Source organism: Streptomyces sp. NBC_00005 (assembly GCF_045160215.1).
GTDB lineage: Bacteria > Actinomycetota > Actinomycetes > Streptomycetales > Streptomycetaceae > Streptomyces.
The window spans coordinates 6,935,463-6,960,660 of sequence record NZ_CP108316.1; the positions used below are offsets into that span (position 1 = coordinate 6,935,463).

The 25,198-nt window shown below is 70.7% G+C and carries 23 protein-coding genes and 1 pseudogene; 10 read left to right on the top strand and 14 right to left on the bottom strand.

Annotation, left to right across the window (positions count from 1 at the left end; genetic code table 11):
• Window positions 1-8: 8 nt before the first annotated feature.
• Complete coding sequence (locus tag OG303_RS31850) at window positions 9-551, bottom strand: CGNR zinc finger domain-containing protein (protein WP_405872710.1); 543 nt, start codon at window positions 549-551, stop codon at window positions 9-11.
• 114 nt (window positions 552-665) lie between these two features.
• Between OG303_RS31850 and OG303_RS31855 the strand changes: the two genes are divergently transcribed.
• From OG303_RS31855 to OG303_RS31880, 6 genes are all read left to right on the top strand, one after another.
• A complete protein-coding gene (locus tag OG303_RS31855; protein WP_405872711.1) occupies window positions 666-1,109 on the top strand; it encodes a VOC family protein in 444 nt (147 codons plus the stop codon).
• A gap of 2 nt (window positions 1,110-1,111) precedes the next feature.
• On the top strand, window positions 1,112-1,999 hold the full coding sequence (locus OG303_RS31860) for a pyridoxamine 5'-phosphate oxidase family protein (protein ID WP_405872712.1): 888 nt from the start codon (window positions 1,112-1,114) through the stop codon (window positions 1,997-1,999).
• 9 nt (window positions 2,000-2,008) lie between these two features.
• On the top strand, window positions 2,009-2,479 hold the full coding sequence (locus OG303_RS31865; RefSeq protein ID WP_405872714.1) for an NUDIX hydrolase: 471 nt from the start codon (window positions 2,009-2,011) through the stop codon (window positions 2,477-2,479).
• Between the two features lie 232 nt (window positions 2,480-2,711).
• Window positions 2,712-4,472, top strand: a complete 1,761-nt coding sequence (locus OG303_RS31870; protein WP_405872715.1) for a TIGR03767 family metallophosphoesterase — start codon at window positions 2,712-2,714, stop codon at window positions 4,470-4,472.
• Window positions 4,473-4,572: 100 nt separating this feature from the next.
• Complete coding sequence (locus OG303_RS31875) at window positions 4,573-5,721, top strand: serine hydrolase domain-containing protein (protein WP_405872716.1); 1,149 nt, start codon at window positions 4,573-4,575, stop codon at window positions 5,719-5,721.
• Window positions 5,722-5,906: 185 nt separating this feature from the next.
• Complete coding sequence (locus OG303_RS31880) at window positions 5,907-7,091, top strand: glycosyltransferase (RefSeq protein WP_405877588.1); 1,185 nt, start codon at window positions 5,907-5,909, stop codon at window positions 7,089-7,091.
• A 103-nt stretch (window positions 7,092-7,194) separates the two neighbouring features.
• Here the strand turns inward: OG303_RS31880 and OG303_RS31885 are convergent, their stop codons facing one another.
• Together OG303_RS31885 and pepN are read right to left on the bottom strand one after the other, a co-directional pair.
• Window positions 7,195-8,241, bottom strand: coding sequence for a hypothetical protein (locus OG303_RS31885; RefSeq protein WP_405872717.1), 1,047 nt, complete (start codon window positions 8,239-8,241; stop codon window positions 7,195-7,197).
• 230 nt (window positions 8,242-8,471) lie between these two features.
• Window positions 8,472-11,057, bottom strand: coding sequence for an aminopeptidase N (gene pepN, locus OG303_RS31890; RefSeq protein WP_405872718.1), 2,586 nt, complete (start codon window positions 11,055-11,057; stop codon window positions 8,472-8,474).
• A gap of 149 nt (window positions 11,058-11,206) precedes the next feature.
• Between pepN and OG303_RS31895 the strand changes: the two genes are divergently transcribed.
• The gene (locus tag OG303_RS31895) at window positions 11,207-11,866 is read left to right on the top strand and encodes a DsbA family protein (RefSeq protein WP_405872720.1); all 660 of its coding nucleotides are present in this window, start codon (window positions 11,207-11,209) and stop codon (window positions 11,864-11,866) included.
• Window positions 11,867-11,869: 3 nt separating this feature from the next.
• Here OG303_RS31895 and OG303_RS31900 read toward each other — a convergent pair whose 3' ends face one another.
• The 10 genes from OG303_RS31900 to OG303_RS31945 form a co-directional block, all read right to left on the bottom strand.
• A complete protein-coding gene (locus OG303_RS31900) occupies window positions 11,870-12,097 on the bottom strand; it encodes a hypothetical protein (RefSeq protein ID WP_405872722.1) in 228 nt (75 codons plus the stop codon).
• The gene (locus OG303_RS31905; RefSeq protein WP_405872723.1) at window positions 12,094-13,146 is read right to left on the bottom strand and encodes a glycerophosphodiester phosphodiesterase family protein; all 1,053 of its coding nucleotides are present in this window, start codon (window positions 13,144-13,146) and stop codon (window positions 12,094-12,096) included. Before OG303_RS31905 ends, OG303_RS31900 begins: the two co-directional genes overlap by 4 nt.
• 77 nt (window positions 13,147-13,223) lie before the next feature.
• Window positions 13,224-14,648: an FGGY family carbohydrate kinase gene (locus OG303_RS31910; RefSeq protein WP_405872724.1), complete on the bottom strand. Its 1,425-nt coding sequence runs from the start codon at window positions 14,646-14,648 to the stop codon at window positions 13,224-13,226.
• A 35-nt stretch (window positions 14,649-14,683) separates the two neighbouring features.
• Window positions 14,684-15,721 carry a 2-hydroxyacid dehydrogenase gene (locus tag OG303_RS31915; protein ID WP_405872725.1) on the bottom strand — a complete coding sequence of 346 codons (1,038 nt, stop codon included), beginning with the start codon at window positions 15,719-15,721 and terminating at the stop codon, window positions 14,684-14,686.
• Window positions 15,718-16,797: an ABC transporter ATP-binding protein gene (locus OG303_RS31920; RefSeq protein ID WP_405872726.1), complete on the bottom strand. Its 1,080-nt coding sequence runs from the start codon at window positions 16,795-16,797 to the stop codon at window positions 15,718-15,720. Before OG303_RS31920 ends, OG303_RS31915 begins: the two co-directional genes overlap by 4 nt.
• Entirely contained in the window at window positions 16,775-17,626 is an 852-nt protein-coding gene (locus tag OG303_RS31925) for a DeoR/GlpR family DNA-binding transcription regulator (protein ID WP_405872727.1), read from the bottom strand. Before OG303_RS31925 ends, OG303_RS31920 begins: the two co-directional genes overlap by 23 nt.
• Window positions 17,623-18,732 (bottom strand): ABC transporter ATP-binding protein, encoded by a 1,110-nt coding sequence (locus OG303_RS31930; protein ID WP_405872728.1) that lies wholly within the window; start codon window positions 18,730-18,732, stop codon window positions 17,623-17,625. Before OG303_RS31930 ends, OG303_RS31925 begins: the two co-directional genes overlap by 4 nt.
• A complete protein-coding gene (locus OG303_RS31935) occupies window positions 18,729-19,559 on the bottom strand; it encodes a carbohydrate ABC transporter permease (protein WP_405872729.1) in 831 nt (276 codons plus the stop codon). The genes OG303_RS31930 and OG303_RS31935 overlap by 4 nt, the downstream gene beginning before the upstream one ends.
• Entirely contained in the window at window positions 19,556-20,521 is a 966-nt protein-coding gene (locus OG303_RS31940) for a carbohydrate ABC transporter permease (protein ID WP_405872731.1), read from the bottom strand. Before OG303_RS31940 ends, OG303_RS31935 begins: the two co-directional genes overlap by 4 nt.
• 6 nt (window positions 20,522-20,527) lie before the next feature.
• On the bottom strand, window positions 20,528-21,949 hold the full coding sequence (locus OG303_RS31945) for an ABC transporter substrate-binding protein (RefSeq protein WP_405872732.1): 1,422 nt from the start codon (window positions 21,947-21,949) through the stop codon (window positions 20,528-20,530).
• A gap of 211 nt (window positions 21,950-22,160) precedes the next feature.
• On the opposite strand from OG303_RS31945, the gene OG303_RS31950 reads away from it, so the two are divergent.
• The 3 genes and pseudogenes from OG303_RS31950 to OG303_RS31960 form a co-directional block, all read left to right on the top strand.
• The gene (locus OG303_RS31950; protein WP_405872733.1) at window positions 22,161-23,609 is read left to right on the top strand and encodes an FGGY-family carbohydrate kinase; all 1,449 of its coding nucleotides are present in this window, start codon (window positions 22,161-22,163) and stop codon (window positions 23,607-23,609) included.
• Window positions 23,610-23,616: 7 nt separating this feature from the next.
• Complete coding sequence (locus OG303_RS31955) at window positions 23,617-24,237, top strand: histidine phosphatase family protein (protein ID WP_405872734.1); 621 nt, start codon at window positions 23,617-23,619, stop codon at window positions 24,235-24,237.
• A gap of 12 nt (window positions 24,238-24,249) precedes the next feature.
• Window positions 24,250-24,342: pseudogene (locus OG303_RS31960) on the top strand (SAM-dependent methyltransferase); the annotation flags it as partial.
• Window positions 24,343-24,552: 210 nt separating this feature from the next.
• On the opposite strand, the gene OG303_RS31965 reads toward OG303_RS31960, so the two are convergent.
• Window positions 24,553-25,194 carry a superoxide dismutase gene (locus tag OG303_RS31965; RefSeq protein ID WP_405872735.1) on the bottom strand — a complete coding sequence of 214 codons (642 nt, stop codon included), beginning with the start codon at window positions 25,192-25,194 and terminating at the stop codon, window positions 24,553-24,555.
• Window positions 25,195-25,198: the final 4 nt, after the last annotated feature.

Genomic DNA, 25,198 nt, shown 5'->3' on the forward strand with positions numbered 1-25,198 from the left:
GAGTTGGGTCAGTTCTCCTTGGAACGGGCGTAGTGGCGCGACGCCTTCGCCCGGTTCCCGCACGCGGCCATCGAGCACCACCGACGGGTGCCGTTGCGCGACGTGTCGAAGAAGTGCAGGACGCACGAGTCGTGCGCGCAGCCGCGGATGCGGTCGGGGGCGGTGGAGAGCAACTCCAGGTAGTTGCGGGCCGCGAGCCAGGCCGGCCCCCACGTCGGATCAGTGAACTCGGGAAGCTCGCCGGGCCCGTCGGGAGTGAGCGTGGCCCGGATCCGCCCGTGCCCGAGAACGGCGTCGACCGCCCGCGCGCCTTCCTCCGGCGACCCGTCCACGGCCGTCTTCAGGGCGTCGCGGGCCTTCAGGACGTGACGCAGCATCCGCGAGTCGGGGGCGTATCCACCGCTCAGCCCGGTCGAGTCGAGCCACACGCCGAGCCCGTCGACGTCGGCGAGCAGATCCTGCATCACCCCCTCCTGGTTCCACCGCGTGTTGAGCAGGTCGAGCGCGAGGGGCTCGCCGGTGAGGGGGCGCGGGTCGGGGGTGCCGGGCATGGATGCTCCTTCCGATCTAACCGTTCAATGGTACGTCACCGGTTGACGCCTTCTCGCTCTAACCGTTAATGTCGATTGCATGGGTTATAACTGCTGCCGCTGAGAGGGAGAGCCATGACCTTGCGCACCGGCCATATCGGCCTGAACGTCACCGACCTCGACCGTTCGCTGGCCTTCTACCGGGACGTCCTGGGCTTCGTCCTCGTGGCGGAGGGCAAGGAGGAGGGCAGGCGGTACGCGTTCCTGGGGGACGGGGAGAGGCTGGTGCTCACCCTCTGGCAGCAGGCGGGACAGCCGTACGACGGCACCCGCGCCGGCCTGCACCACCTCGCGCTGGAGGCGGACTCCATCGAGAGGGTCAGGGAGTACGAGGAGGCGCTGCGCGCGTACGGCGTCGACTTCGCGTACGAGGGTGTGGTCGCCCACCGTGAGGGCGCGGCGTCGGGCGGCATCTTCTTCCACGACCCCGACGGGACACGGTTGGAGATCTCGGTGCCGAGTGGCGCCGAGGGCGCGCCGGTGCCGCACGAGACGGCTCCGACCTGCGGATTCTTCTAGTCATGGAGGTGTATCACTCGGGTTCGCGGGCACTGCAGGACCGGACCGGCGTACGGGATGTCGCCGATCACGTGGGCCGGGCGATCGGTGAGGGGATCAAGCCGGTGGCGGCCGCCTTCCTGGAGCTGCAGCCTCTCCTGGTGCTGGGCGCGGCCGACCCCGGGACGGGTCACGTCTGGGCGTCACCGCTGACCGGTACGCCCGGTTTCGCGCGGGCGACGGGGCCGCGTCAGATGTCGGTCACGGGTGGAGTGCGTCCGGGCGACCCGCTCACGGCGGCACTCGCCTCGGAAGGCACCCCTGTCGGCACCATCGCCCTCGACCCGCGCACCCGCCGCCGGATGCGCCTCAACGGCCGACTCCGGCCCACGGAACGGGGGTTCGCGGTGGCTGCGGACCGGGTGTTCTCCAACTGCCCCAAGTACATCCAGCGCAGGCAGTCGTACGAGACGGTGGAGAACCGCGGGCCGGAAGCGGCGCGGCACGGCAGCGAACTGTCCGAAGCGCAAAGGGACTTCGTCACGGGGGCCGACACGTTCTTCCTCGCCACCGTCCACGAGGACGGCGCCGACGTCAGCCACCGGGGAGGCAACCCCGGCTTCGTACACGTCGATTCGCCACGCGAGCTGAGCTGGCGGGACTACCCGGGCAACTCCATGTTCCTCACCCTGGGCAACCTCGCGACGGACCCGCGGGCGGGCCTGCTGTTCCTGGACTGGACGACCGGCACGACGCTGCAACTGACGGGCGAGGCGCGGACGGAGTTCGCGGCGGACGGGGAACGACGGGTCCGCTTCACGACGCTGGACGTCATCGAGACCCGGTCGGCGGTCCCGCTTCGCTGGTCGGCGCCCGAATACTCGCCTGCCAATCCGGACGCGGCGGACTAACGTCCGTACGTGCGCAAGAAGTTGAGGGTGGCGGCCTACGCCATATGCGTCCGTGACGGCCAACTCCTGCTGGCCCGCTGGATCAACGACGACGGCGTCCCCGAGTGGACCCTGCCGGGCGGCGGCATGGAACACGGCGAGGACCCCTACGAGACCGTCCTGCGGGAGGTGGACGAGGAGACCGGGTACGCCATCGAGGTGACGGGCCTGCTGGGCGTGCACACCCGCCGAGCTCGTTTCCCCCGCCGCTTCGGCCGCACGGTCGACCACCAGGGCCTGCGGCTGATCTACGAGGCCCGCATCACCGGCGGCGAACTCCGCCCCGAGACCGGCGGTTCCACGGACATGGCGGCGTGGCATCCGCTGGACGAGGTGCCCGGTCTCAACCGGATCGGACTGGTCGACACAGGCCTCGCGCTGTGGCGGGAGCGGCCGGCGGCGGGGCATGTGCCGGCGACACCGCAAAGCCCCGTGGAATAGGTGCAGTACCCCGAAAGATGAACAAGGAGTGACCGCCTCCCGGCCGTTCGAGGAGCGGCCGTGGACGCGGAGGGTGGCCCAAGATCGACGTACGGTGATCGGCGTTGCGCGTTGCCGTCTCGTTCACGCGCAGGTCATCCCGGGTGCCAAACATCCAGAGCGAGCGGGTTGTTCGCGACAGCGAAACGGCCCGCGACCACTGCCGACGCGTTGCACTCGGGGAGATCGCGCCATGTCGCGCATACGCTCTGTCGCCGCCACCATCCCGGCGATCAACCGCCGTACCGTCCTCGCCGCCACCGGCGCGGCGGCCGTCTCCGCAGGCGTCGGCTACGCCCTGCGGCCCACCGACAGCCACGCCGCCACCACCGCCGCCACCGAGGCCACCAAGGTCGTGGCGCAGTCCCGCCAGGCCCCGGCGGCCCCACTCGCCCCGTACACCAAGGGCACCACGCTCGCCTCCGTCGCCGCCCCGCGCACCGGCTCCGGCTACCGCCGCCTCGGCGACGGCCCCGGCTGGACCCGTGTCGTGCGCGGCGAGCTGGCCGCCGCCAAGACGGGCCGTGCAGGGCGCCGCACCGCGCTCGCCGCGTTCGTACAGCTCACCGACCTGCACCTGATCGACGCCCAGCACCCGATGCGCCTGGAGTACCTCCGCTCCACCGACAAGCACGCCTGGCGCCCGCACGAGGCGCTGACCGTGCAGGGCGCGGTCTCGCTGGTGGAGCGGATCAACGCACTGCGCGGCGCCCCCGTCACCGGCACCCCGCTGCACTTCGCGATGACCACCGGTGACAACACGGACAACAACGCCAAGTCCGAGCTCGAGTGGTTCCTGAAGATCATGAGCGGTGGGCGGATCACCCCCAACTCCGGTGACCCGCGCCACTACGAAGGCGTCCAGAACAGCGGCCTCAAGCTGTACTGGCAGCCCGACTCCACCGTCCGCGACGGCGACAAGCAGGTCGGCTTCCCGCACCTGCAGGGCTTCCTGGCCGCCGCGATCCGCGAGGTCCAGAGCCCCGGCCTGAACCTGCCCTGGTACTCCACGGTCGGCAACCACGACGCCATGCCGCTCGGCTGCTACGGCCACGGCGACTCCTGGCTCGCCGAGTACGCGGTCGGCGGCAAGAAGCTGATGTCCCTGTCCGCCTCCGAGGCGACGAAGCTCCAGAACCACATCAAGAACGGCAACGACCCCAAGGGCACCGCCTTCCGCGACCTGCTCAAGGCGCACAGCCGCGACATGCGCTCGGTCACCGCCGACGAGACCCGCGCCCCGTACACCCCCACCGACTACCTCAAGGCCCACCTCGACCCGGCGTACCGCGGTCTGGGCCCGGTCGGGCACGGCTACTCCAGCGCCAACCTCGCGGCGGGCACCCAGTACTACACCTTCCGCATCGCCGACGACGTCATCGGCATCAGCCTCGACACCACCGATCCGGGCGGCCACTACGAAGGCTCCATCGGGACGGCCCAGTTGAAGTGGCTGGACAAGCAACTGACGGACAACAAGGACTCGTACGTCATCGTCTTCAGCCACCACACCAGCAAGACGATGACGAACACGAACCACGTGGACCCGGCCCGCCCGAACGAGCGTCGGCACAACGGCCAGGAGGTCATCACCCTCCTCGGCCGCCACCGCAACGTCCTCGCCTGGGTGAACGGCCACATCCACCGCAACGAGATCACCCCGCACGCGGCCTCCGGCGGCCGCTCCTTCTGGGAGATCTCCACGGCGTCCCACGTGGACTACCCCCAGCTGGCCCGCGTCATCGAGATCGCCGACAACAAGGACGGCACGATCTCCGTCTTCACCACCCTCGTCGAGTCCGCGGCCCCGCACCGCACGGACTTCTCCGACCTCACGCAGACGGGCCTCGCTGCCCTCTACCGCGAGCTGTCGTACAACGCCCCGGGCGCCGGCACGAACCTGGGCGGCGACGCGAACGACCGCAACACGGAGCTGGTGCTGAAGAAGGGCTGAATGCGGCTCAACCGGCCCGCGGCGCATCAACCCCCGTACTGCGGGCCGGGTCTGACCTCCCGACCGAGCTCAGCGCAGAGCGAGATGGGGGAGAGCAGACATGAACGTACGCGTACGGACGACCCTGGTCGCCGCGACGGCCGTGGCACTGTCCGCGGCCCTGGCGGGCCCCGCGATCGCGGCCACGCCCGCCACAGACGCCGGCCACGACGCCACCCGCCGGGCCGTCGAGGCCGCGGTGAAGGACGGCGTGCCCGGGGTGACGCTCACCGCGAAGGACGCACACGGCAGCTGGTCGACGACCGCGGGCGTGGGCAACCTCCGCACCGGCGAGCCGCGTTCGGCCCAGGACCGCTACCGCGCCGGCAGCATCACCAAGACCTTCGTGGCCACCGTGCTGCTCCAACTGGAGGCGGAGGGCAGGCTGTCGCTGGATGACAAGGTGGAGAAGTGGCTGCCGGGAGCGGTCCGGGGCAACGGCCACGACGGCCGCGCCATCACCCTCCGCCAGCTCCTCAACCACACCAGCGGCGTCTTCAATTACACCCGGGACGACACCTTCGGCCGCACCTATTTCCTGAAGGACGGCTTCTTCAAGCACCGTTACGACCGGAAAACCCCGGCCGATCTGCTCGCGATCGCGATGTCCCACAAGCCGGACTTCGAGCCGGGCACCTCCTGGAGTTACTCCAACACGAACTACCTCCTGGCCGCCCTGGTGATCGAAAAGGCCACGGGCCATTCCTACGGCGCGGAAATCCGCCGGCGCGTCATCGACCCGCTCCACCTGGCCGCCACCTCGGTCCCCGGCACCCGGGTCACCGTCCCGCACCCCAGCAGCCGCGCCTACTCCAAGCTCGCGGAATCGACGACGGGCCCGACGTACGACGTCACGACCCTGAACCCCGCCCTCGCCTACGGATCGGGCGAGATGATCTCGGACTCCGCCGACCTGGTCCGCTTCTACCGGGCACTGCTCGGCGGCCGCCTGCTCCCACCGCACCAGCTGAAGGAGATGAAGACCACGGTGAAGGCCGACGCCGCGCCCCACGCCCGCTACGGGCTGGGCCTGATCGACCGCACCCTGTCCTGCGGCGTCCACGTCTGGGGCCACGACGGCGGCATCCACGGCTCGACGTCCTCGGCGGTGACCACGGCGGACGGCCGGCATTCGCTGGCCTTCAACTTCAACGGGGACTGGTCCGGCAACAGCGACGCGGTGATCGAGGCGGAATTCTGCGGGAAATAACGCCTCCGGCATAAGCGTCTCCGGTGTAAGCGTCTCCGGTGTAATCGAGAGGACCCGGACACGAAGCGCCGTGTTAATCCGTACGCAATATTCGTGCCGCCTCATATCGGCTGACCCGGTCTTCACGGGGATGGCTCGATTCAGGCAAGGCGGGTGGTCGTGTGCGTGCGAGGCGCGGACTGCACGTGCTCTCGGTCTACGAGGGTTTCTTCTCCGGCGGGGCCCGGATCCTCCACAGTGAGGTCGTCCGCGGGCTGCAGGAGGGTGACCAGCACCATCGCGTGCTGAGCATCCATGGCGAGGTGCACCGGGAGGCCACCCGGCAGCGCATGGAGGACGACGCCTGCTACCGGTCGCTGACCGCGGCCGGAGTGGGCGTCACTTCCCTGGGCCGGGTCTTTCCCGCAAGCGGTGATCAGGCCACGTTCACCGGGCCGGAGCTGGCCGATACCGCCCGGGCGACGGCGGACGCGGACGTCATCCTCTCCCTCAAGGAGCAGCCGCTGCGCCTGCTCAACCAGGCGGGCCTGCCGCGCCGCCCGGTCGTCGTCTGCCTGCACCGCTCCGATCCGGAGAACCAGGGGCCGGCCCTCGGCGAACTGAAGGCCGCCATCGCCGACGGCACGGTGGTGGCGTGCGTGTGCTGCGCCGAGTCGACCCGGGTCGCGTACGAGGCCGCCGGGATCCCGGCCGACCTGCTGCACGTCATCCCGAACGGGGTGGACCTGGTCCGCTTCCGCCCCGACCCGGCCCGGCGCCTCGCCCTGCGGACCGCCCTCGACGTCCCGGCCGCGGCGCCGGTCGTCGTCTTCGCGGCCCGGTACGACGCGATGAAGAACGTCCCGCTGTTCCTGCGGGCGGCGCGGGTCTGGCTCGAGCGCAAGCCCGGCGCGCACGTCCTGATGTGCGGGGCGGGCATGACGGCGGCCAATCCGGGCCTGGACGCGGACATCGAGGCCGCCTTCGGCGACGACCGGCGGCTCGCGGACCGGCTCCACCTCCTCGGCGTCCGGCACGACATGGAGCACGTCTACGCCGGCGCCGACGTGGTGGCGCTGACCTCCTCCTGGGGCGAGGCCGCCCCGCTGTGCCTGGTGGAGGGCATGATGTGCGGGGCCGTACCGGTCGCCACCGACGTCGGCGACAGCGCGGCGATCGTGGCGGGGCACGGCTTCGTCACACCGCCGGACCCGGAGGCCGTCGCACAGGCGTGGACCGAGGCCGCCGCCGCCCGCGCCGCCCTCGCACCTGCGCTCGCGAGCAGCCGCGAACGCTTCAGCCGCACCCGCATGATCGCCGCGTACGCCGCACTCATCGACGGCGTGCACACGCGGACGAGTGTGCCGCCGGCCCTGCCGGAGCCGCACTGACGGGACGGCGGACGGCAGTCGGCGGACACCCGCACGAGGAGGGGCCGCCCGGGAATCCCGGCGGCCCCTCCTCTCCCCTCCTGATACCGGCCCCGGTCCGTCACTACCGGGGCAGCACCACGACATACGCGGCGGGATCTCGGTCGCCGGACGCCATGAGCGCCGTACGGACGACCGCCGCCTGTTGCTCCATCGAGTCGCGGAGCTTCTTCGGGGTGACGTACACGACCGTGATCCCGAGCCGCTCCAAGGTCTCCCGCTTACGGGCGTACTCCGACCACATCGCGTCCTCGTCCTGGCGCGGGGCCCGCGTGTCCAGCTCCACCGCCACCGCCTGTTCCGGCCAGTACGCGTCCAGGCCGCCGAGGTGCGGGCCGCCCGGCAGCCGGAGGTCCACGTTCCAGACCGGGTCGGGCAGGCCGTACTCGAGGACCATCCGGTACAGGCGGTCCTCGGCGATCGCGCGGCCCTCGGCCAGCAGGGAGTCCACCGCGTCCACCACGTGCGGGCGGCTCAGCAGCTTCGCCTGGTTCAACGCCCGTACCACCGACGCCGGTTCGCAGTGGCCGCCGCGCACCGCCTCCGTGAGCAGCCGGCGTACCGCGCCCGCGTCCGCCAGTTCGGACACCGCGTCGGCCAGGGCGCGCGGCACCGGCGCGATCGGAACTCCCGTCACCTGCTGGGGAGTCGGCAGCGCCGACGTGCGGACGATCCGCGCGCAGCCCGTCGAGCGCAGCCTGCGCAGCCGGGGAACCAGCACGTCGATCTTCTCCAGCGACAGCAGCGGGGGCGCGGAGGTGAAGCCGTGCAGGTTCAGGGCGGCCAGGCCCGTGATCATCGCCTCCGGGTAGACCTGGCGGTGCGGGTCGTCCGCGCCCGGCTGCGCCGGCACCCCGGGGGCCGACTCGCGTGCCGCGTACATCAGCACCGCGTGCAGTCGCTCCTCGCTGGTCGGCGGGCCCGGGTGGAGCAGGAAGACGCCCGGGAGGATCTGCTGCCAGGGGCCGCCGGTGCGGCACTGCTCGTTCGTCTCCGCGGACGAGACGCCGTGCGAGCGGAGCTGAGCCGCCGTCAGGACGCGGCGGTGCACCTCGGAGAGGTGGCGGAGGGGGCGGGGGGAGGCCGGGGGGAGCGGGGTGTTGTGGTTCATGACGGGGGGTTTCCCGCGCTCGATCCGTCCCCTAACCGCTGTTACACGCCCGTCGACAAATACGGACAAGGCGGAGCTAAAGGACGGTTGTTCGGGTGCCGAGTAGGGACGGAAAACCCCTGGTCCGTTCGGGTGTGGACCAGGGGTTACGGCTGTGATTGCCTGAATTCCGTAACGGTGACGGGACGCTCAATCGTTGGCCATGGATCTGAGTGAGCCGGGGGCCCCGATCAGCCGGCCGCGGAGTCCGCCGCCTGCGCCCGCAGCGCCCGCGCCAGGTCGTCCCGCGCCTCCAGCACCAGCCTGCGCAGCGCCGGTGCCGCGTCCTCGTGGGCCGCGAGCCACGCGTCCGTCGCGTCCAGCGTCGGCTGCGCGTCCTGCTCGGTCGGGTAGGACGGGAACAGGCCCCGGACCACGTCCATGCCGATCTGGATCGACCGGTCCCGCCACACCCGCTCGATCGCCTCGAAGTACTTCGACACGTACGGCGCGGTCAGCTCCCGCTGCGAAGGCCGCGCGAAGCCCGCGATCGTGGCCTCCACCAGGGCGTTGGACAGCGCGTCCGACTCCACCACCTGCGCCCACGCCTGCGCCTTCACCGCCGCCGAGGGGCGGGCGGCCAGACAGCGGACCTGGTGGCGCTTGCCTGACGCCGTGTCGTCGCGGGCCAGTTCGGCCGAGAGGGCGGACTCGTCCGCGACCCCGTGCGCGGCGAGCGGCTCCAGGAACGCCCAGCGCAGCTCCTGGTCGACCTCCAGCCCGTCGACCTTCTCCGTGCCGTCCAACAGGCCGCGCAGCAGTGCCAGATCCTCCGGTGCGGAGGCCACCGACGCGAAGAAGCGCGCCCAGGCCAGCTGGTGTTCGCTGCCGGCTGCGGCCCCCCGCAGATCCCGCAGGGCGATGTGCGCCAGCATCTTCTCGCCGGTCTGCCGCCACCACGGCGGCGCGTAGTGGACCAGCGCCGAGTTCGCCCACGCGTGCAGCATCTGCAGGACGCCGATGTCCGACTCGCGGCGCCCGAAGGTCATCACCAGGTCGATGAAGTCGGGCGCGAGCAGCAGCGCGTCCCGGGTCATGTTCCACAGCGCCGACCAGCACAGGGCGCGGGCCAGCGGGTCGGTCATGTGACCCAGGTGCTCGCGCAGTGTGGCCAGCGAGGTCTCGTCGAAGCGGATCTTGCAGTACGTGAGGTCGTCGTCGTTGACCAGGACCAGCTCGGGCGCCTCGGCACCGGCCAGCTCCGTCACCACCGTACGGGGGCCGTCGACGTCCACCTCGGCGCGCGCGTACCGCTCCAGAGCCCCCGAACCGGAACGCCGGTACAGGCCCACCGCGACCCGGTGCGGGCGCAGTTCCGGATGGGACTCGGCGGCCTCCTGCACGACCGCCAGCTCGTCGACCCGGCCCTCCGCGTTCAACAGCACCTGCGGAGTGAGGGAGTTGACCCCCGCCGTCTGCAGCCACTTCCGCGCCCACGCTCCCATGTCCCGGCCGCTGGTCTCCGCCAGCGCCGACAGCAGGTCGCCGAGGCGCGTGTTGCCGTACGCGTGCCGCTTGAAGTAGCGCCGCGCGCCCTCGAGGAACGCGTCCTGACCGACGTACGCCACCAACTGCTTCAGTACGGAAGCCCCCTTGGCGTACGTGATGCCGTCGAAGTTGAGCTTCGCGTCCTGCAGGTCGCGGATGTCGGCGGTGATCGGGTGGGTGGAGGGCAGCTGGTCGGCGCGGTAGGCCCAGGCCTTGCGGCGGTTGGCGAAGGTGATCCAGCCGTCGCTGAAGCGGGTGGCGCCGACCAGCGCGAACGCGCCCATGAAGTCGGCGAACGACTCCTTGAGCCACAGGTCGTCCCACCACTCCATGGTGACCAGGTCGCCGAACCACATGTGCGCCATCTCGTGCAGGACGACGTTCGCCCGGCCCTCGTACGAGGCCCGTGTCACCTTCCCGCGGAAGATGAACTCCTCCCGGAAGGTGACCAGTCCGGGGTTCTCCATCGCGCCGAGGTTGTACTCGGGCACGAACGCCTGGTCGTACTTCCCGAAGGGGTACGGGTAGTCGAAGTGGTCGTGGAAGAAGTCCAGGCCCTGCTTGGTGACGAGGAAGACGTCGTCCGCGTCGAAGTAGGGGGCCAGACCCTTGCGGCACAGGGCGCCGAGGGGGATCTCCAGCGTCGTACCGTCCGGGAAGGTGCGGGAGTAGGAGTCCGTGACGTAGTGGTACGGGCCCGCCGTCACGCACGTGATGTAGGTGGAGATGGGCTTCGTCTCCGCGAACTTCCAGATGCCGTCGGTGAGTTCACCGACGCCGTTGCTCCAGACCGTCCACCCCTCCGGGGCCCGCACCTCGAAGCGGAACGGGGCCTTGAGGTCCGGCTGCTCGAAGCCTGCGAAGACCCGGCGGGAGTCGGCCGGCTCGTACTGGGTGTACAGGTACACCTCGCCGTCCTCGGGGTCGACGAAGCGGTGCATGCCCTCGCCGGTGCGGGAGTAGGCGCACTGGGCGTCGACGATCAGCTCGTTCTCTGCGGCCAGGTCCTCCAGGAGGATCCGTGAGCCGTCGAAGACCGCGCCCGGGTCGAGATCCCGGCCGTTGAGTGAGACGGCGGTCACACTCGGCGCGATCAGGTCGGCGAAGGTGGCGGCGCCCGGCTCGTTGCTGCGGAAACGGATCGTGGTGACCGAGCGGAAGGTGCGCGGCCCCTCCCCGGCCTCGTCCCCCACCGCCGTACGCAGATCGAGGGACACGTCGTAGCCCTCGACGGACAGCAGGGCGGCCCGCTCGCGGGCCTCGTCGCGGGTCAGATTCTCACCGGGCACGGGCGGCACTCCCTTTGTGACATATCGGACATCGATGGGTACGGCGGAACAGGACCGATCCTGCCATGTGCCCCTGACGCGGGGCACCCGGGAATGGGTTCGGTGATGGCCGGTGTTGGCTGGGAAACGACCGCATTCCGAGGAGAGCCATGTCCGAGACCGCGACCTCCGCCAAGACCCCCGTCGACTTCTGGTTCGACCCGCTGTGCCCCTGGGCCTGGATGACCTCCCGATGGGTGCTGGAAGTGGAGAAGGTCCGGGACATAGAGGTCCGCTGGCACATCATGAGCCTGGCGGTGCTGAACGAGCACCGGATCGACGAGCTGCCCGAGGAGTACCGGGAGATGCTCGCCACCAAGGCGTGGAAGCCGGTGCGCGTGGTGACCGCGGCCTGGCAGAAGCACGGCGCGGACGTCGTCGGCCCGCTCTACACGGCGCTCGGCACCCGCATCCACAACCAGGGCGAGGGCCCGACCGTCGAGGCGATCGTGGGCGCCCTCGCGGACGTCGGCCTGCCCGCCGACCTCATCGACTACGCCGACCAGCAGGACTTCGAGTTCGAAGCCGAGCTGCGCGCCTCCCACAAGGAGGGCATAGAGAAGGTCGGCCAGGAGGTCGGCACCCCGGTCATCGCCGTCCCCGGCGCGGACGGCGAGCAGATCGCCTTCTTCGGCCCGGTCGTCACCCCGACCCCCAAGGGTGACGACGCCGCCAAGCTCTGGGACGGCACCCTCGCCGTCGCCTCGGTCCCCGGCTTCTACGAGATCAAGCGGACCCGGACGGCGGGGCCGGACTTCAGCAACCTGTAGGGGTCACTCGGGGGCGGCGGGCTCCTTCCGGAACTTCTCCGGGAGGAGCCCGCGGTCGCTCATGTTGCCGTAGCGGAAGTACGTCAGGCAGCGGTCGGCGGTGCAGCGCCAGAGGTCGTGCACATAGTGGCGGTCCCCTTTCTCCTCGCGGACCGCCCCCTTCTCCGCGTCGTTGAGCTGCCGGAAGTCCTGTCTGCTGCGGCAGGTCGGGCACATTCGGCTTATCGTCACAAACCCCTCCTCGCGATCACCGCCAGGTCCGGGAAGTCGGTCACCACCGCGTCGACCCCCAAGCGGTAGTACAGCGCGTACTCGGCGAACGCGTCCCCGAAATCGTCGGCTCCGCCAACGCGGCGGAGATCCGCAGGCAGGAACTGGTTCTCGGAGCGGAAGGTGTACGGCCCCACCCGCAGGCCCGCCGCGTGCGCGTCCGCGAGAAGGGACGTGCCGGCGACCGACGACTTGTCCGGGCCGATCCAGTCCGCGTACCGCGCGATCCCCGCCAGGCCCGCCGGCGTCATCATGTCCGCGTACGTCGTCGGGTCGCCGGACGACACGAGGTCGTACGGGCCGCCCGTCGTGCCCAGCGCCTGCCACAGGGGGACGCCCAGTCCCGTCATCCGCTGCAGGCTCGTCGGTTCGAAGGACTGGATGACGCATTCGCGTGGACCGAGGCGGTTGCGGCGGACGGCGGACGCCAGCTTCGGCTCCAGTTCCAGGCCGATCGAGCGGAAGTACGTCGGGTGCTTGGTCTCCGGGAAGACGGCGATGGTGCGGCCGTGGGTCCTCGACAACTTCCGTGCCAGGTCGACCACTTCCTGGAAGGTGAGGACCTGGTAGCGGCCGTCGAACACGGTGTTGCGGTTGCGGACCAGGGGGAGGCGTTCGACCGCCCTCAAGGTCTTGAGCTCCGCCAGCGTGAAGTCCTCCGTGAACCAGCCGGTGACCTGGTTCCCGTCCACCGTCTTCGTCGTACGGCGGGCCGCGAACTCGGAGTGGGAGGCCACGTCCGTCGTCTGGGAGATCTCGTTCTCGTGCCGGACGACCAGGACACCGTCCTGCGTCGGCACGAGGTCGGGTTCGATCCAGTCGGCGCCGGTCTGGGCGCCGTACGTGTACGCCGCCGCCGTGTGCTCGGGGCGCCAGCCGGCCGCGCCCCGGTGGCCGATGACCAGCGGGCCCCGGCTGTCGGGGGTCTTCTCGGCCGCGTGCGCCGGTACGGCCGCGGCCACCGGCGTTGCGGCGGCCGCGAGCAGGAGGGATCGACGTCTGAGCTGCATGTGACTCCCTTTCGTCAACGGGCTGTCGTCGACCTCGTCGACAGACTTTCGTCAACGGGCTTGTGTCGTCGGGTCGTTCACGCGCGAGCCCGGCCGCGGGCCTCCGTGAGCCGGGCCAGGTGGTCCTCGTAGGCCTTCGCGTAGTACGCCGCCCGGGCCTTGTCCGGCGCCACGACCGCCGTCGGTTCGGTCCACGCCGCCGCGTCCAGCGCGACCCCGTACCGCTCCGCGGCCGCCAACACCGCGCCCCGCGCGCCCACTTCACCCTCGACGACCCTGAGCGGGCGGCCCAGGACGTCGGCGAGCAGGCGCATCCAGGCGGGGCTGCGGGTGCCGCCGCCGCAGACCGCGAGCGTGCCGGTCAGGCCGGCCGCCGCGAGGCAGTGCCGGGCCGCGTAACCGATGCCCTCGCAGGTCGCGCGGATCAGGTCGCCCTTCGTCGACTCCAGGGAGACACCGGTGAGTTCGGCGCGCAGGTGCGGTTCGACGAAGGGCGCCCGCTCTCCCGACGGGGCGAAGTACGGCAGGACGCGGACGCCGTTCGCGCCGGGCGGGGTCTCGGCGAGCAGGGCGTCGACCTCCTCGTGGTGCACGCCGGTCGTCGACAGCACCCAGTCCAGGGCCGCCGTGCCGACCATCGCGGGCATGGCGCGCAGCCAGTGGCCGGGACGGTCGGTGGAGATGTACAGACCGGCCGGCTCACCGGTGAGGTCCAGGTCGGTCGTGGCGACGAGGCTGGCCAGGCAGGTGCCGACGATCAGCAGGCCGTCCCCGGGGGTGGTCACCCCGGCGCCGAGCGCGCAGGACGGGAGGTCGTACGGGCCGTTCGCGAGCCGTGTGCCGGGCGGCAGGCCCTCGCCGCGCGCCTCCGCCGTCGCGATCGGGTCACCGATGGGGGCGAGCAGACCGCGGCGGTGCGTGAGGCCCAGCAGCTCGACGACCCGGTTGTCGTACGTCCGGGTCCGCGGGTCGAGGAACGGCATCGAGGCATCCGAGACGTCCGTCGTCGCGGATGCGCCCGTCAACCGCCGGAACACCATGTCCTTGCAGTACAGGGCGGTGGCCGCCGCGTCGAGGGACTTCGGCTCGTAGCGGTCGAGCCAGGCCAGGAGAGGGCCGGGACAGCCGGGGAACATGGCATTCCCCGTCCGCCGGAACACCGTCTCGAAGGTGCCGTCCGCCAGCCACTGGTCGAGCAGTTCGTGTGCCCGGCCGTCCATCCAGGAGGCCGCGGGCCGGACCGGGCGGCCCTCCTTGTCGACCAGCCACACCCCGTCGCCCTGCCCGGTCAGCCCGGCCAGCTCCACCGGCCGGGCCACCCGCGAGGTCAGCGAGTCGAGCACGCCGACGACCGCCGCGTACACCTCCTCCATGTCCTGCTCGACGACACCCTCGTGCAGTGCGAGGCCCACCGGGCGCGCCTCGACGGCCAGTTCACGCCCCTGCTCGTCGAACGCGGCGGCCTTCACCATGGACGTGCCCACATCGATACCGACGTACATAGCGCCTCCCGGCTCGTCAGAGCCTGTGTCATGGCTCAGGTCAGACAGTGCGCCAGCGGCTCCCCGCGTACCCAGCGCCCCACTTCCTCCGCGGCGATCCGCGCCGCCTTCTCCGCCACCGCGCGCGAGGCCCCGCCCAGATGCGGTGTGAGGACGACGCGTTCGGCGAGCGCGTGCAGCCGCGAGCCCGCCGGCAGCGGCTCCCGTACGTAGGTGTCGAGGGCCGCCGCCGACAGCCGACCGCTCTCCAGGGCGTCGCACAGCGCGTCCTCGTCCAGCAGCGGGCCGCGGGCCGCGTTCACGACCACCGCGCCCTGCGGCAGCAGCGCCAGTTCCCGGGCGCCGATCAGGCCGCGGGTCTCGGCAGTGAGCCGGGCGTGCAGGGTGATCACCTGGGAGCGGCGCAGGAGTTCGTCGAGCGAGGAGACGCGCAGGCCGTGGATCTCGCCGCGCACATAGGGGTCGTAGACCATCACCTGCGCGCCGAAGGCACACAGCGCGCGCGCCACCCGGCTGCCCACGGCGCCGTAGCCGACGAGCCCGACGGGCAGGTCCTCCAGCTCCAGACCGCTGTGTTCGTACGTGTAGTACGTCGCCCCCTGCCAACTCCCTTGCCCGGCGAGGAGGTTGTGGGCCTGGGGGATGCGGCGCAGGGCGGCCAGGATCAGGCCGACGGTGAACTCGGCGGTGGCGGCGGCGTTGCGGCCGGGGGAGTAACACACCCGCACGTCCTGGGACTTGGCCGCGTCGAGGTTGACGTTGACCGGGCCGCCGCGGCAGACGACGACCAGGCGCAGGGCGGGGGAGGCGGCCAGGACGCGTTCGGTGACCGGGGCCATCTGGGTGACCAGGACCTCGCGGTCGTCCGCGAGCGCCTCGATCAGCTCGTCCTCGGCATCGCTCGCCTCCGTCACCTCGGCGACGGGACCGAACGGCTCCAGCGGCCAGCCCAGCGTCAGTTCCCGTACCGCCAGGGCCGATGGTCCGTGGATCTCGTGGCTGAGGGCACGCGAGATCAGCTCGGGCAGCACGAAGTGGTCGCCGGCCGCCACGACACGCACAGGATCGCTCATCGCAGGGAGTCTCCCGTCTCGGCGTCGAAGACATGGGTGAGGCGCGCGTCGGCAGTGACCCGTACGGGCTCGTCGTGGGTGAGGCGCACCTCGGGGTCGGTGAGGACGACGAGGGGGCGTTCGACGCCGTCGAGGGCGAGGGTGGCGATGCCCGCCTCCAGGAGGGGTTCGTGGGCGACGACCTTGACGGGGATGCCCTCGTCGCCGGTGAGCCGCAGGTCCTCGGGGCGGATGCCGACGACCACCTCGCGGCCCTCCGTCACCGGCACGGGCAGCGCGATCCGCACCGCGTCCGAGAGGCGGGCGTGGCCGTCGGCGGTCGCGATGCCGGGCAGGAGGTTGATGGCGGGTTCGCCGACGAAGTCCGCGACGAAGACGTTGGCCGGGCTGTCGTAGATCTCGTAGGGCGTGCCGAGCTGCTGGATGACGCCGTCCTTCATCACGGCGATCCGGTCGGCGAGGGAGAGGGCCTCTTCCTGGTCGTGCGTGACCAGGATCGTCGTATGGCCCAAGTCCCGCTGAATGCGCTTGAGTTCGCGGCGTGTGGTGTCGCGCTGGGCCGCGTCCAGATGGGACAGGGGCTCGTCAAGCAGCAGGACGTCCGGTTCGCGGATGAGCGCGCGGGCCAGTGACACGCGCTGCTTCTGGCCGCTGGACAGGCCGGCCGGGCGGGCGTCGAGGATCCCGGTGAGGTCGACGCGGTCGGCGATCTCGGCGACCCTGCGCCGCACGTCCTTCCGGTCGCTTCCCCGGCGCGCCTTCAGTCCGAACGCCAGGTTCTCCGCCACGTTCAGCGGCGGATACAGCGCATAGTTCTCGAACGCCACCCCGATGTTGCGCCGCTGCGCCGGACGGTCGACCACCGACGCGCCGCCCACCAGGATGTCGCCGCCGGTCACCGTCTCCAGGCCCGCGATCATCCGCAGGGTCGTGGACTTGCCGCAGCCCGACGGGCCGAGCAGCCCGAGCAGTTCCCCGGAGTGCAGCGCGAGGTCGATGCCACGCACCGCGTCCACGGCCGGGCGGCCTCGCGACCGGTAGGTCTTGCGCAGATCACGTAGCTCCAGCTCGGTCATCGCTGCCCTTCGTCGCTCTCGTAGCGCAAACCTCGTAGGGAACCTTGTGCTCGTCCAGGTCCCGCAGCGCCTGTGCCGACGCCCCGTCGTCGACGAGGAGCAGGTCGAAGCGGGACAGCGGGACGACCCGGTGCAGGGCGACCCGGGCGAGCTTGGTGTGGTCGATCAGCAGGACGTTGCGGGCGGCCGCGTCGAGCATCGCCCGCTTCACGGAGACGATGTGCTGCTCCTGGTGGTAGGCGTAGCCGCCGTGCACGGCCGACGTCGACGCGAAGCAGACGTCCACCCGGAGGGACTGGATCGCCTCGACGCAGGACACGCCGAGGAAGGAGGAGTGCAGCGGGTCGTAGTCGCCGCCGAGGGCCATCAGATGGATGCCCCGCTGGTCGGCGAGCAGGTTGATCGCCTCCAGGAAGTTGGTGACGACGGTGAGCGGGGTGATCTCGCCGAGCCGGAGTATGCGGGCTATCTCCAGGGTGGAGGTGGAGTCGTCGAGCATGATCGCCATGCCGGGCTCTATCGACCTCAGCGCGTGCTCGGCGACGGCGGTCTTCTCGGCGCGCATGGTCTTCAGCCGGTACTGGACGTTCGACTCGAAGACACCGGACGGCTGCGCGGTCACACCGCCCCTGAACTTCCTCACCATCCCCTGCCGTTCGAGCTCGTCGAGGTCCCGGTGGATGGTCATCAGGCTCACCCCGAAGCGCTCGGCGAGCTCGGCCGCGGTCGCCGAACCGTCGGCCAGGACCTGTTCGGCCATGGCGGCCTGACGGCCCGCGGGCCCCGGCTGCTGGGCGCTATTGCTGTGGCTGCTGTTGCTGCTGCTCATTCCGTGCTCTTCTCGATCCGTCGTCCTGGCTGCCCCGGCCGGTCGGCCTCGAACAGCAGCAGGTTCTCAGGCCGGACCGTCAGCCGTACGGGATCGTCGGGACGCAGCCCCGCCGTGTCGGCGCGCGGGGCGACCAGGGAGACGTGCTGCTCGCCGAGCCGGACGGTCACCTCGACGCTGCGGCCGAGCACTTCGGTGACGTAGACGGTGCCGGTGAGCTCGTGCCCGGGTCCGCCCAGCGCGATGTCCCGGGGGCGCATGCCGACCAGGACGTCCGTGCCGGCCGGCGCCTGCGCGCGCACCGGCAACTCCACCTTCCCGTCCCCCGACCGGAAGCTCCCGTCCTCGGTCACCGTCCCCGGCAGCAGATTGATCCGCGGCCGCCCGAAGGCCCGCGCGACCTCCGTGTCGTGCGGCCGGTACCAGATCTCCTCCCGCGTCCCCGTCTGCACGATCCGCCCGTCCCGGATCACCCCGATCCGGTCGCCGAGTGCCAGGGCCTCGACGGAGTCGTGGGTGACGTAGAGGGTGGTCGTGTTCTGCACGGCTCCGATCGCCTTCAGTTCGGCGCGCATCTGCTGGCGCAGTTTGGCGTCGAGGTGGGAGAGGGGCTCGTCGAGGAGGAAGGCACGGGCCGGGCGGACCAGGACCCGGCCGAGGGCGACGCGCTGCCGCTGGCCGTTGGAGAGCTGGCCCACCGGGCGGTCCAACAGGCCGCCGATACCGAGGAGTTCGGCGATGGCCCCGATGCGGTCGCGGGCCTCGGCGGCGGGCAGCCGGTGGCGGGGCGAGCGGAGCGGGGAGGCGAGGTTGTCGTACGCCGAGCGGTGCGGGTAGAGGGCGTAGCTCTCGAAGCACATCGCGACGCCCCGGTCGTACGGCTCGACGCCGGCCATGTCCCTGCCGTCGAGCTCGACCGTGCCGGAGTCGGGCTGCTCGAGCCCGGCGACGGTCTTCAGCGTGGTCGTCTTGCCCGCGCCGGAAGGGCCGAGCAGGCAGAAGAACTCGCCCTCCCGGATGTCCAGTTCGAGCCCGTCCAGGGCCGTGACCCTGCCGTAGGTCTTCCGGATCCCGCGCAGCCCGATCGCGGTCGTGGACTGGTTCAAGACTTCACCGCCCCGAACGACAGCCCCCGCACCAGATAGCGCTGGATGGTGAGGGCCAGCAGCAGCGGCGGTACGACGGACACCAGCGCCGCCGCGGCCGTGAGGTTGTACTTGGGCCGGTCGCCGCCGAGGAAGGACAGCGCGCCCACGGTCACGGTCTGCGCCTCGTTGGAGGTGAGGATGAGCGGGAAGACGAAGTTGTTCCAGGCGAAGATGAAGGCCAGCAGCGACACCGCCGCGATGCCCGGCTTGACCAGCGGCAGGGCGACCTTGAAGAAGGCCTGCTTGCGCGTGTAGCCGTCCAGCAGGGCCGCCTGCTCCAACTCCGGTGTCAGGTCGGCGAAGTAGGACCGCATGATCCACACGATCAGCGGCAGCGTGACGAGCTGCAGCACCCAGATCATGCCGACGTACGTGTCGAACAGACCGAGCTTCTGGTAGAGCACGAACAGCGGGATGATCACGGTGAGTTCGGGCGCGAACCGGAACGACAGCAGCGTGAACATCAGGTTCTCGGAGCCCTTGAACCGCCACCGCGCCGACGCGTACGCGGCAGGCAGCCCGACCACCAGCGACAGCACGACCGCCCCCACCGACACCACCAGGCTGTTCACGAAGAACCGCACGAACGGGATGCCCTCGCTGTCGCCGAGGACGGTCCGGTAGGCACCGAGGGTCGGTGTGAAGGAGAAGTACGTGCTGAAGAGCTGGTTCGCGGGCTTCAGTGAAAGGATCATCATCCAGGCGATGGGGAACAGCGCGAAGACGAAGTAGAGGATGAGCGCGGCATCCGCCAGCCACCCCGACAGGCGCTTTCTGACCTTCACTTGGTCACCTCCGCGGCCTTGTGCTGGATCTTGCCCAGGTGGCGGACGAGCACCATCGCGGCCAGGTACACCACGGCCCACAGCACGATCGTGTAGCTGATCCCGAAGCTGTAGCGCTGGAAGCGGATCGCCTCCAGATAGGCGCGGATCTGCAGGACGACGGTCGAATCACCCGGCCCGCCCTCCGTCAGGGCGTAGATGATGTCGAAGACCTTCAGCGAGTCCATGAACCGGAAGATCACCGCGACCAGCACATACGGCCACAGCATCGGCAGCATCAGCCGCCGGAAGGTGTACCACCAGCCCGCGCCGTCAACGGCCGCCGCCTCGAAGGGAGATGTGGGGAGCGAGCGCAGTCCGGCGAGCGCGAGGATGGCGACGAAGGGGGTGTAGACCCAGACGTCGACGGCGATGGACGACAGGAGCGCGCCCGTCGGGGTGTCGGTCCACTGAACTCCCCCCAGCCCGAAGGGTTTCAGCAGGTGGTTGATGACCCCCACCGACGGCTGGAGCATCAGTTTCCACATGATCGCGGCGATCACCGGGGCGATCATCAGCGGCAGGATCAGGATCTTCTCCAGCACCCGGCCGACGATCGACGACCGGTGCAGCAGCAGGGCGACGGCGACCCCGAGCACGGTCTCGAAGGCGGCTGCCCCCACCGCGTAGAGCACCGTCACCCAGGCCGAGTCCCAGAAGGCCTGCTGGGTGAAGACGGTCCGGTAGTTGTCGAAGCCCACCATGTCCGGCTGCGGCTTGCTCGCCGAGAAGTCGAACAGCGTGTAGTAGAGGCCGAGCCCGAACGGGTACAGGATCCCGCCGGTGAGCAGCAGAGCGGGCACGATCAGCAGGTACGGGCGCAGTCCGCGCCGCCAGCGCGGAACGGCCCGTACCTGCCGTGCCCCCTCCTCGTGTGAGGCCGCCCCGTGGTCGGTCTCCGTGAACGAGGTCGTCTCTGCCATGGGGGCTCAACTCACCTTGGAGGCGAGGTCACTCGCGAGGCCGTTCAGCACCGACTTCGCGTTCTTCCCGCCGTAGATCTCCTGGAGGGACGCGGCCCAGCTGGTGGTCGCGTCGAAGAACTGCGCCTGCGGAGTGAACTGGATCTTCGTCTGGTCGACGACCGTCTCGAAGGTCTCGATGAAGCCCGGCAGGTGCTTCATCTTGTCCTTGTAGGCCGCGTCCTGGCTGATCGACTTCCGCACCGGGTCGATGTGGTTGTCGGTGATGGCCGCCCTGCGCAGGTGCTCCTTGCCGGTGGCCCACTGCAGGAACAGCCAACTGGCGCTCTTCTTCTTGCTCTTGGCGTTCATGCCGAGCGACCAGATCCACATGTTGGTGGCGAGGGAACCGTCCGGACCCTTCGGCCCGGGGTGGAAGGCGATCTTCCCGGAGGCGGGACTCGCCCCCTGCACGGCCTGGAAGTAGGCGGCCGTGTCCGCGTCGAAGAGCATGCCCGCCTTCTTCGCGCCCAGGTCGCTGGAGCACTGGTACCAGGTGTACGACGTCCAGGACGGCGGCCCGCCCTGCTTGACCATGCCGGCCCAGTCCTGGGTGAAGGCGATCGCCTCGGGGGTGTTCATGGCGGGCTTGAGCTTGCCGCCGTTCACGGTGAAGTCGTGCAGGCCGTTGCGGGCGTACATGGTCATGAAGCCGGGGTGGATGGTGGCCCAGCTCCGGGACCCGCGCACGGCGATCCCGTACATGCCGTCGTAACCGGCCCCGGGCGCCTTCCTCTTGATGGCCCCGGCGATCTCGCGCAACTCGTCGAAGGTCTCGGCCGGTTTGAGGCCGAGCTTCTTGAAGACCTCGGTGTTGTAGGCGACGACGTTCGTCTCCCAGCCCCACGGCAGCGCGTACTGTCCGCCCTGCCCGAGCGGCGCGCCCGCCTTGAGCGACCACTGGTCGGCCTGGAGGAGGTTGGGGAAGAAGTCGGCCTGGTCCCATTCGGCGCCGGTGGCCGAGGAACTGCGCATCCAGGGGCCGAGGTCCTCCAGCCACCCGGGCGGCCCGTACTGCCACACCATGTACGCGCCGAGCATGAAGACGTCGTAGGAGGCCCGCCCGCTGGACAGGTCCACGGTGAGCTTGTCGAAGTAGTTGTCCTCGGGGAAGACGTCGTACTCGACCTTGATGCCGGTCTTCGCGGTGAAGGACTTCAGGTCGGCGATCAGGGCGTCCGTGTACGGGTGCTTGTTGAGCAGCGCCTTGACGGTCTTGCCCTTCTCCCGTTTCCAGTCGAAGGAGCCGGTGACGTCGTCCGCGGCCGACCCGTCGCTCTTCTTGTCGTCCCCGCCGAAACCGGCCCCGCAGGCCGCGAGTAACGGGGTCGCGGCGGCCCCCGCGGTGAGAGCGAGGAAGCGTCGCCGGTCGTGCACGTGCGTGTCCATCCGTGACCTCCAGGTGGGGGCTCGGTCCGTCCGGTCCGGTGCTGGGCGCCTTGGGGTAACACGTTGAGTCGACTCGCTAACAGAGGGTGTAACGGCGGAAGTTGCGCGTCAATCCCTCGCGCAAGGGAAATACTCGGGTCAATATCGGGGGAGGGTGTGAAGTTCACAGCCTTGGGTGCGATGCCGCGTGGGCGAGAGCAGGGAGGCCGGGATGGTGGACGAGCGTGAGGCATGGCTCGGGATCGACCTGGGCACGCAGAGCGTCCGGGTGCTGGTGGTCACCGGCGACGGAACGGTCCTCGGCGCCGGCTCGGCCCCGATCGGCGGGCACCGGGAACGGGAGCGGCACGAACAGGATCCGGGTGAGTGGTGGGAAGGGGTGTGCGCGGCCTCGCGGGCGGCGCTCGGTTCCCTGCCGGGCGTACGCATCGGCGGGCTCGCCGTGTGCGGCACCTCCGGGACCGTGCTGCTGACGGACGAGGAGGGGCAGCCCCTGAGCCCCGGGCTCATGTACGACGACGGGCGGGCGGCGGCGGAGGGGGCGCGGGCGCGGGCGGCGGGGCTCGCGGTGCAGGACACCTGGGCGCTGCCGAAGGCGCGGTGGCTCATCGAGAAGTACGGGCGGGGACGGATCACCCACCAGCCCGACGTGATCACCGCACGGCTCGTCGGCAAACCGGTGCCCACCGATTCCAGCCACGCCCTCAAGACGGCCTACGACGTGCGCCGGGAGGCCTGGCCGGACGTCATGGGCCTGCCCCGGGGCGTCCTCCCCGACGTCGTCCGCCCCGGCGCCCTCCTCGGCGAGGTCTGCCCGGCCGCCGCCGAAGCCACCGGCATTCCCGCCGGCACCCCGGTGATCGCCGGGATGACCGACGGCTGCGCGGCCCAGATCGCGTCCGGGGCCCTGCGTCCCGGTTCCTGGAACTCGGTGCTCGGCACGACACTCGTCCTGAAGGGAGCCTCCGCGACCCCCGTCCACGACCCCACCGGCGTGGTCTACAACCACCGTGCACCGGACGGGAGTTGGCTGCCCGGCGGGGCGTCGAGCGTGGGAGCGGGCGTGCTGAGCGCCGCCTTCGCGGGCGCCGACCCGGCGGCCATGGACGCACAGGCCGCCGCCCACGAGCCCTCGGGCGCGGTGGCCTACCCGCTGGTGTCGCCGGGCGAACGGTTCCCGTTCCTCGCGCCGGACGCCACCGCCCTGGTCCTGGGCGAACCGCAGGGCGACGCCGACCTGTGGGCCGCGCTGCTGCAGGGCGTCGCCTTCGCCGAACGGCTCTGCCTGGACTACCTGAACTACCTGGGCGCCCCGCTCGACGGCCCGCTCACCTTCACCGGCGGCGGCGCCCGCAGCCCGTACTGGAACCAACTGCGCGCCGACGTCCTCGGCCGCCCGGCCCGCGTACCGAAACAGACCGAACCCGCCCTGGGCATGGCCGCACTGGCCGCCCACGGAACGGGCTCCGGCCCGCTGGTGGACGTGACCGACCGCATGGTCCGCATCCACACCACCCTCGCCCCCCGCCCCGACCGCACCGCCCTGTTCGCCGAGCCGTACGCCCGCCTGGTCGACGAACTGACCGCACGGGGCTGGCTCCCGGCCTCCGTGGCGGCACACGCACACACCCGGCTCACCCTGGATACTTCCGACTCGTGAGGGACGCATGAGCACGACCCTGCTGCTGGCCCGCCATGGGCAGACCGTCTGGCACGCCGAGAACCGTTACGCGGGGGTGAGCGACGTGGCGCTCACCGACACGGGCCGCGCCCAGGCCGAGACCCTCGGTCGCTGGGCCGCCGCCCATCCCGTCGACGCGATCTGGACGTCCCCGGTGTCCCGGGCCGTCATCACGGCCGAGCCCGCCTGCCGCGCCCTCGGCCTCACTCCGTTCCACGAACCCGACCTGCGCGAATGCGACTTCGGGGTGGTGGAGGGCCGCACGCTCGCCGAGTTCGCGTCCGAGGACCCGAAGGCGGCGGAGGCCTTCCGCGCCGACCCGGTGAACCACCCCTTCCCCGGCGCCGAGGATCCGAAGACCGCGGCCGCCCGGGGTGCCACCGCCCTGCACCGCATCGCCGCCGCGCACGACGGCGAACGCGTCCTGGTCGTCGCCCACAACACCCTGCTGCGCCTGGTCCTGTGCGAACTCCTGTCGATCCCGCTGCGCGACTACCGCCGCGTCTTCCCGCAGTTGCGCAACGCGGCGGTGAGTGAACTCCGCACGCACCGAAGGTCGGTGGGGCTGATCTCGCTGAACGTGCCGTGCGAGACGGATGTGCCGTAGGAGGATGACCGCATGACGGAGATCGACACCTCGGTACCGCATTCGGCCCGCATCTGGAACCACTGGCTGGGCGGCAAGGACAACCGCCCGGAGCCGGACGCGGCGACCACACCGATCGGCCAGCACGGCGGCCTCGGCCGCAAGCCCTGAGCGCCACCGGTCACGGTCGGGCGCATCGGACACAGGGGAAGCCCCCGCGAGTCACGTCCTCGCGGGGGCTTCCGTCATTCCGCCTGCCGGGTGAAGGGTGAGAAGACGATCACGAGGCAGGACGCTTCACCGGATGCTCGGGGTTCTCGGAGCGCTCCGGGGTGCTCAGGGTGCGAGCAGCAGGACGTCCGCGCGGGACTTCGCGGCCTCGTAACGCCGGGCCACGTCCTGCCAGTTGACGACGGCCCACATGGCGTCGATGAAGTCGACCTTCTGATTCCTGTACTGCAGGTAGAAGGCGTGCTCCCAGGCGTCGAAGACCAGGATCGGGGTGGAGCCCTGGCCGACGTTGCCCTGGTGGTCGTAGACCTGCTCGACGACGAGGCGGCCGCTGAGCGGCTCGTGGGCGAGGACGCCCCAGCCCGAACCCTGGGTCGTCGCGGCGGCCTTGGTCAGCTGGGCCTTGAATCCGGCGAACGACCCGAAGGAGTCGACGATCGCGTCCGCGAGGTCGCCCACACCGTCGGCGGCCAGGGGCTCGCCACCGCCGTCACCGGTCATGTTCTGCCAGTAGATGCTGTGCAGGATGTGCCCGGAGAGATGGAACGCGAGGTTCTTCTCCAGCCCGTTGACCGACCCCCACGACTCCTTGTCCCGCGCCTCCGCGAGCTGCTCCAGCGTGTCGTTCGCCCCTTTCACATAGGCCGCGTGGTGCTTGTCGTGGTGCAGCTCGACGATCTCGGGGCTGATCACGGGGGCGAGCGCGGAGTAGTCGTAGGGCAGTTCAGGAAGCGTGTAGACGGGCATGGCG

Bases quoted from the DNA above. Each gene is read 5' to 3' on its own strand.
- OG303_RS31945 (WP_405872732.1), bottom strand. From the start codon at position 21,949: ATGGACACGCACGTGCACGACCGGCGACGCTTCCTCGCTCTCACCGCG.
- OG303_RS31855 (WP_405872711.1), top strand. From the start codon at position 666: ATGACCTTGCGCACCGGCCATATCGGCCTGAACGTCACCGACCTCGAC.
- OG303_RS31910 (WP_405872724.1), bottom strand. From the start codon at position 14,648: ATGTACGTCGGTATCGATGTGGGCACGTCCATGGTGAAGGCCGCCGCG.
- OG303_RS31860 (WP_405872712.1), top strand. From the start codon at position 1,112: ATGGAGGTGTATCACTCGGGTTCGCGGGCACTGCAGGACCGGACCGGC.
- OG303_RS31925 (WP_405872727.1), bottom strand. From the start codon at position 17,626: ATGAGCAGCAGCAACAGCAGCCACAGCAATAGCGCCCAGCAGCCGGGG.
- OG303_RS31895 (WP_405872720.1), top strand. From the start codon at position 11,207: ATGTCCGAGACCGCGACCTCCGCCAAGACCCCCGTCGACTTCTGGTTC.
- OG303_RS31885 (WP_405872717.1), bottom strand. From the start codon at position 8,241: ATGAACCACAACACCCCGCTCCCCCCGGCCTCCCCCCGCCCCCTCCGC.
- OG303_RS31950 (WP_405872733.1), top strand. From the start codon at position 22,161: ATGGTGGACGAGCGTGAGGCATGGCTCGGGATCGACCTGGGCACGCAG.
- OG303_RS31940 (WP_405872731.1), bottom strand. From the start codon at position 20,521: ATGGCAGAGACGACCTCGTTCACGGAGACCGACCACGGGGCGGCCTCA.
- OG303_RS31965 (WP_405872735.1), bottom strand. From the start codon at position 25,194: ATGCCCGTCTACACGCTTCCTGAACTGCCCTACGACTACTCCGCGCTC.
- OG303_RS31875 (WP_405872716.1), top strand. From the start codon at position 4,573: ATGAACGTACGCGTACGGACGACCCTGGTCGCCGCGACGGCCGTGGCA.
- OG303_RS31850 (WP_405872710.1), bottom strand. From the start codon at position 551: ATGCCCGGCACCCCCGACCCGCGCCCCCTCACCGGCGAGCCCCTCGCG.
- OG303_RS31870 (WP_405872715.1), top strand. From the start codon at position 2,712: ATGTCGCGCATACGCTCTGTCGCCGCCACCATCCCGGCGATCAACCGC.
- OG303_RS31915 (WP_405872725.1), bottom strand. From the start codon at position 15,721: ATGAGCGATCCTGTGCGTGTCGTGGCGGCCGGCGACCACTTCGTGCTG.
- OG303_RS31905 (WP_405872723.1), bottom strand. From the start codon at position 13,146: ATGCAGCTCAGACGTCGATCCCTCCTGCTCGCGGCCGCCGCAACGCCG.
- OG303_RS31955 (WP_405872734.1), top strand. From the start codon at position 23,617: ATGAGCACGACCCTGCTGCTGGCCCGCCATGGGCAGACCGTCTGGCAC.
- OG303_RS31920 (WP_405872726.1), bottom strand. From the start codon at position 16,797: ATGACCGAGCTGGAGCTACGTGATCTGCGCAAGACCTACCGGTCGCGA.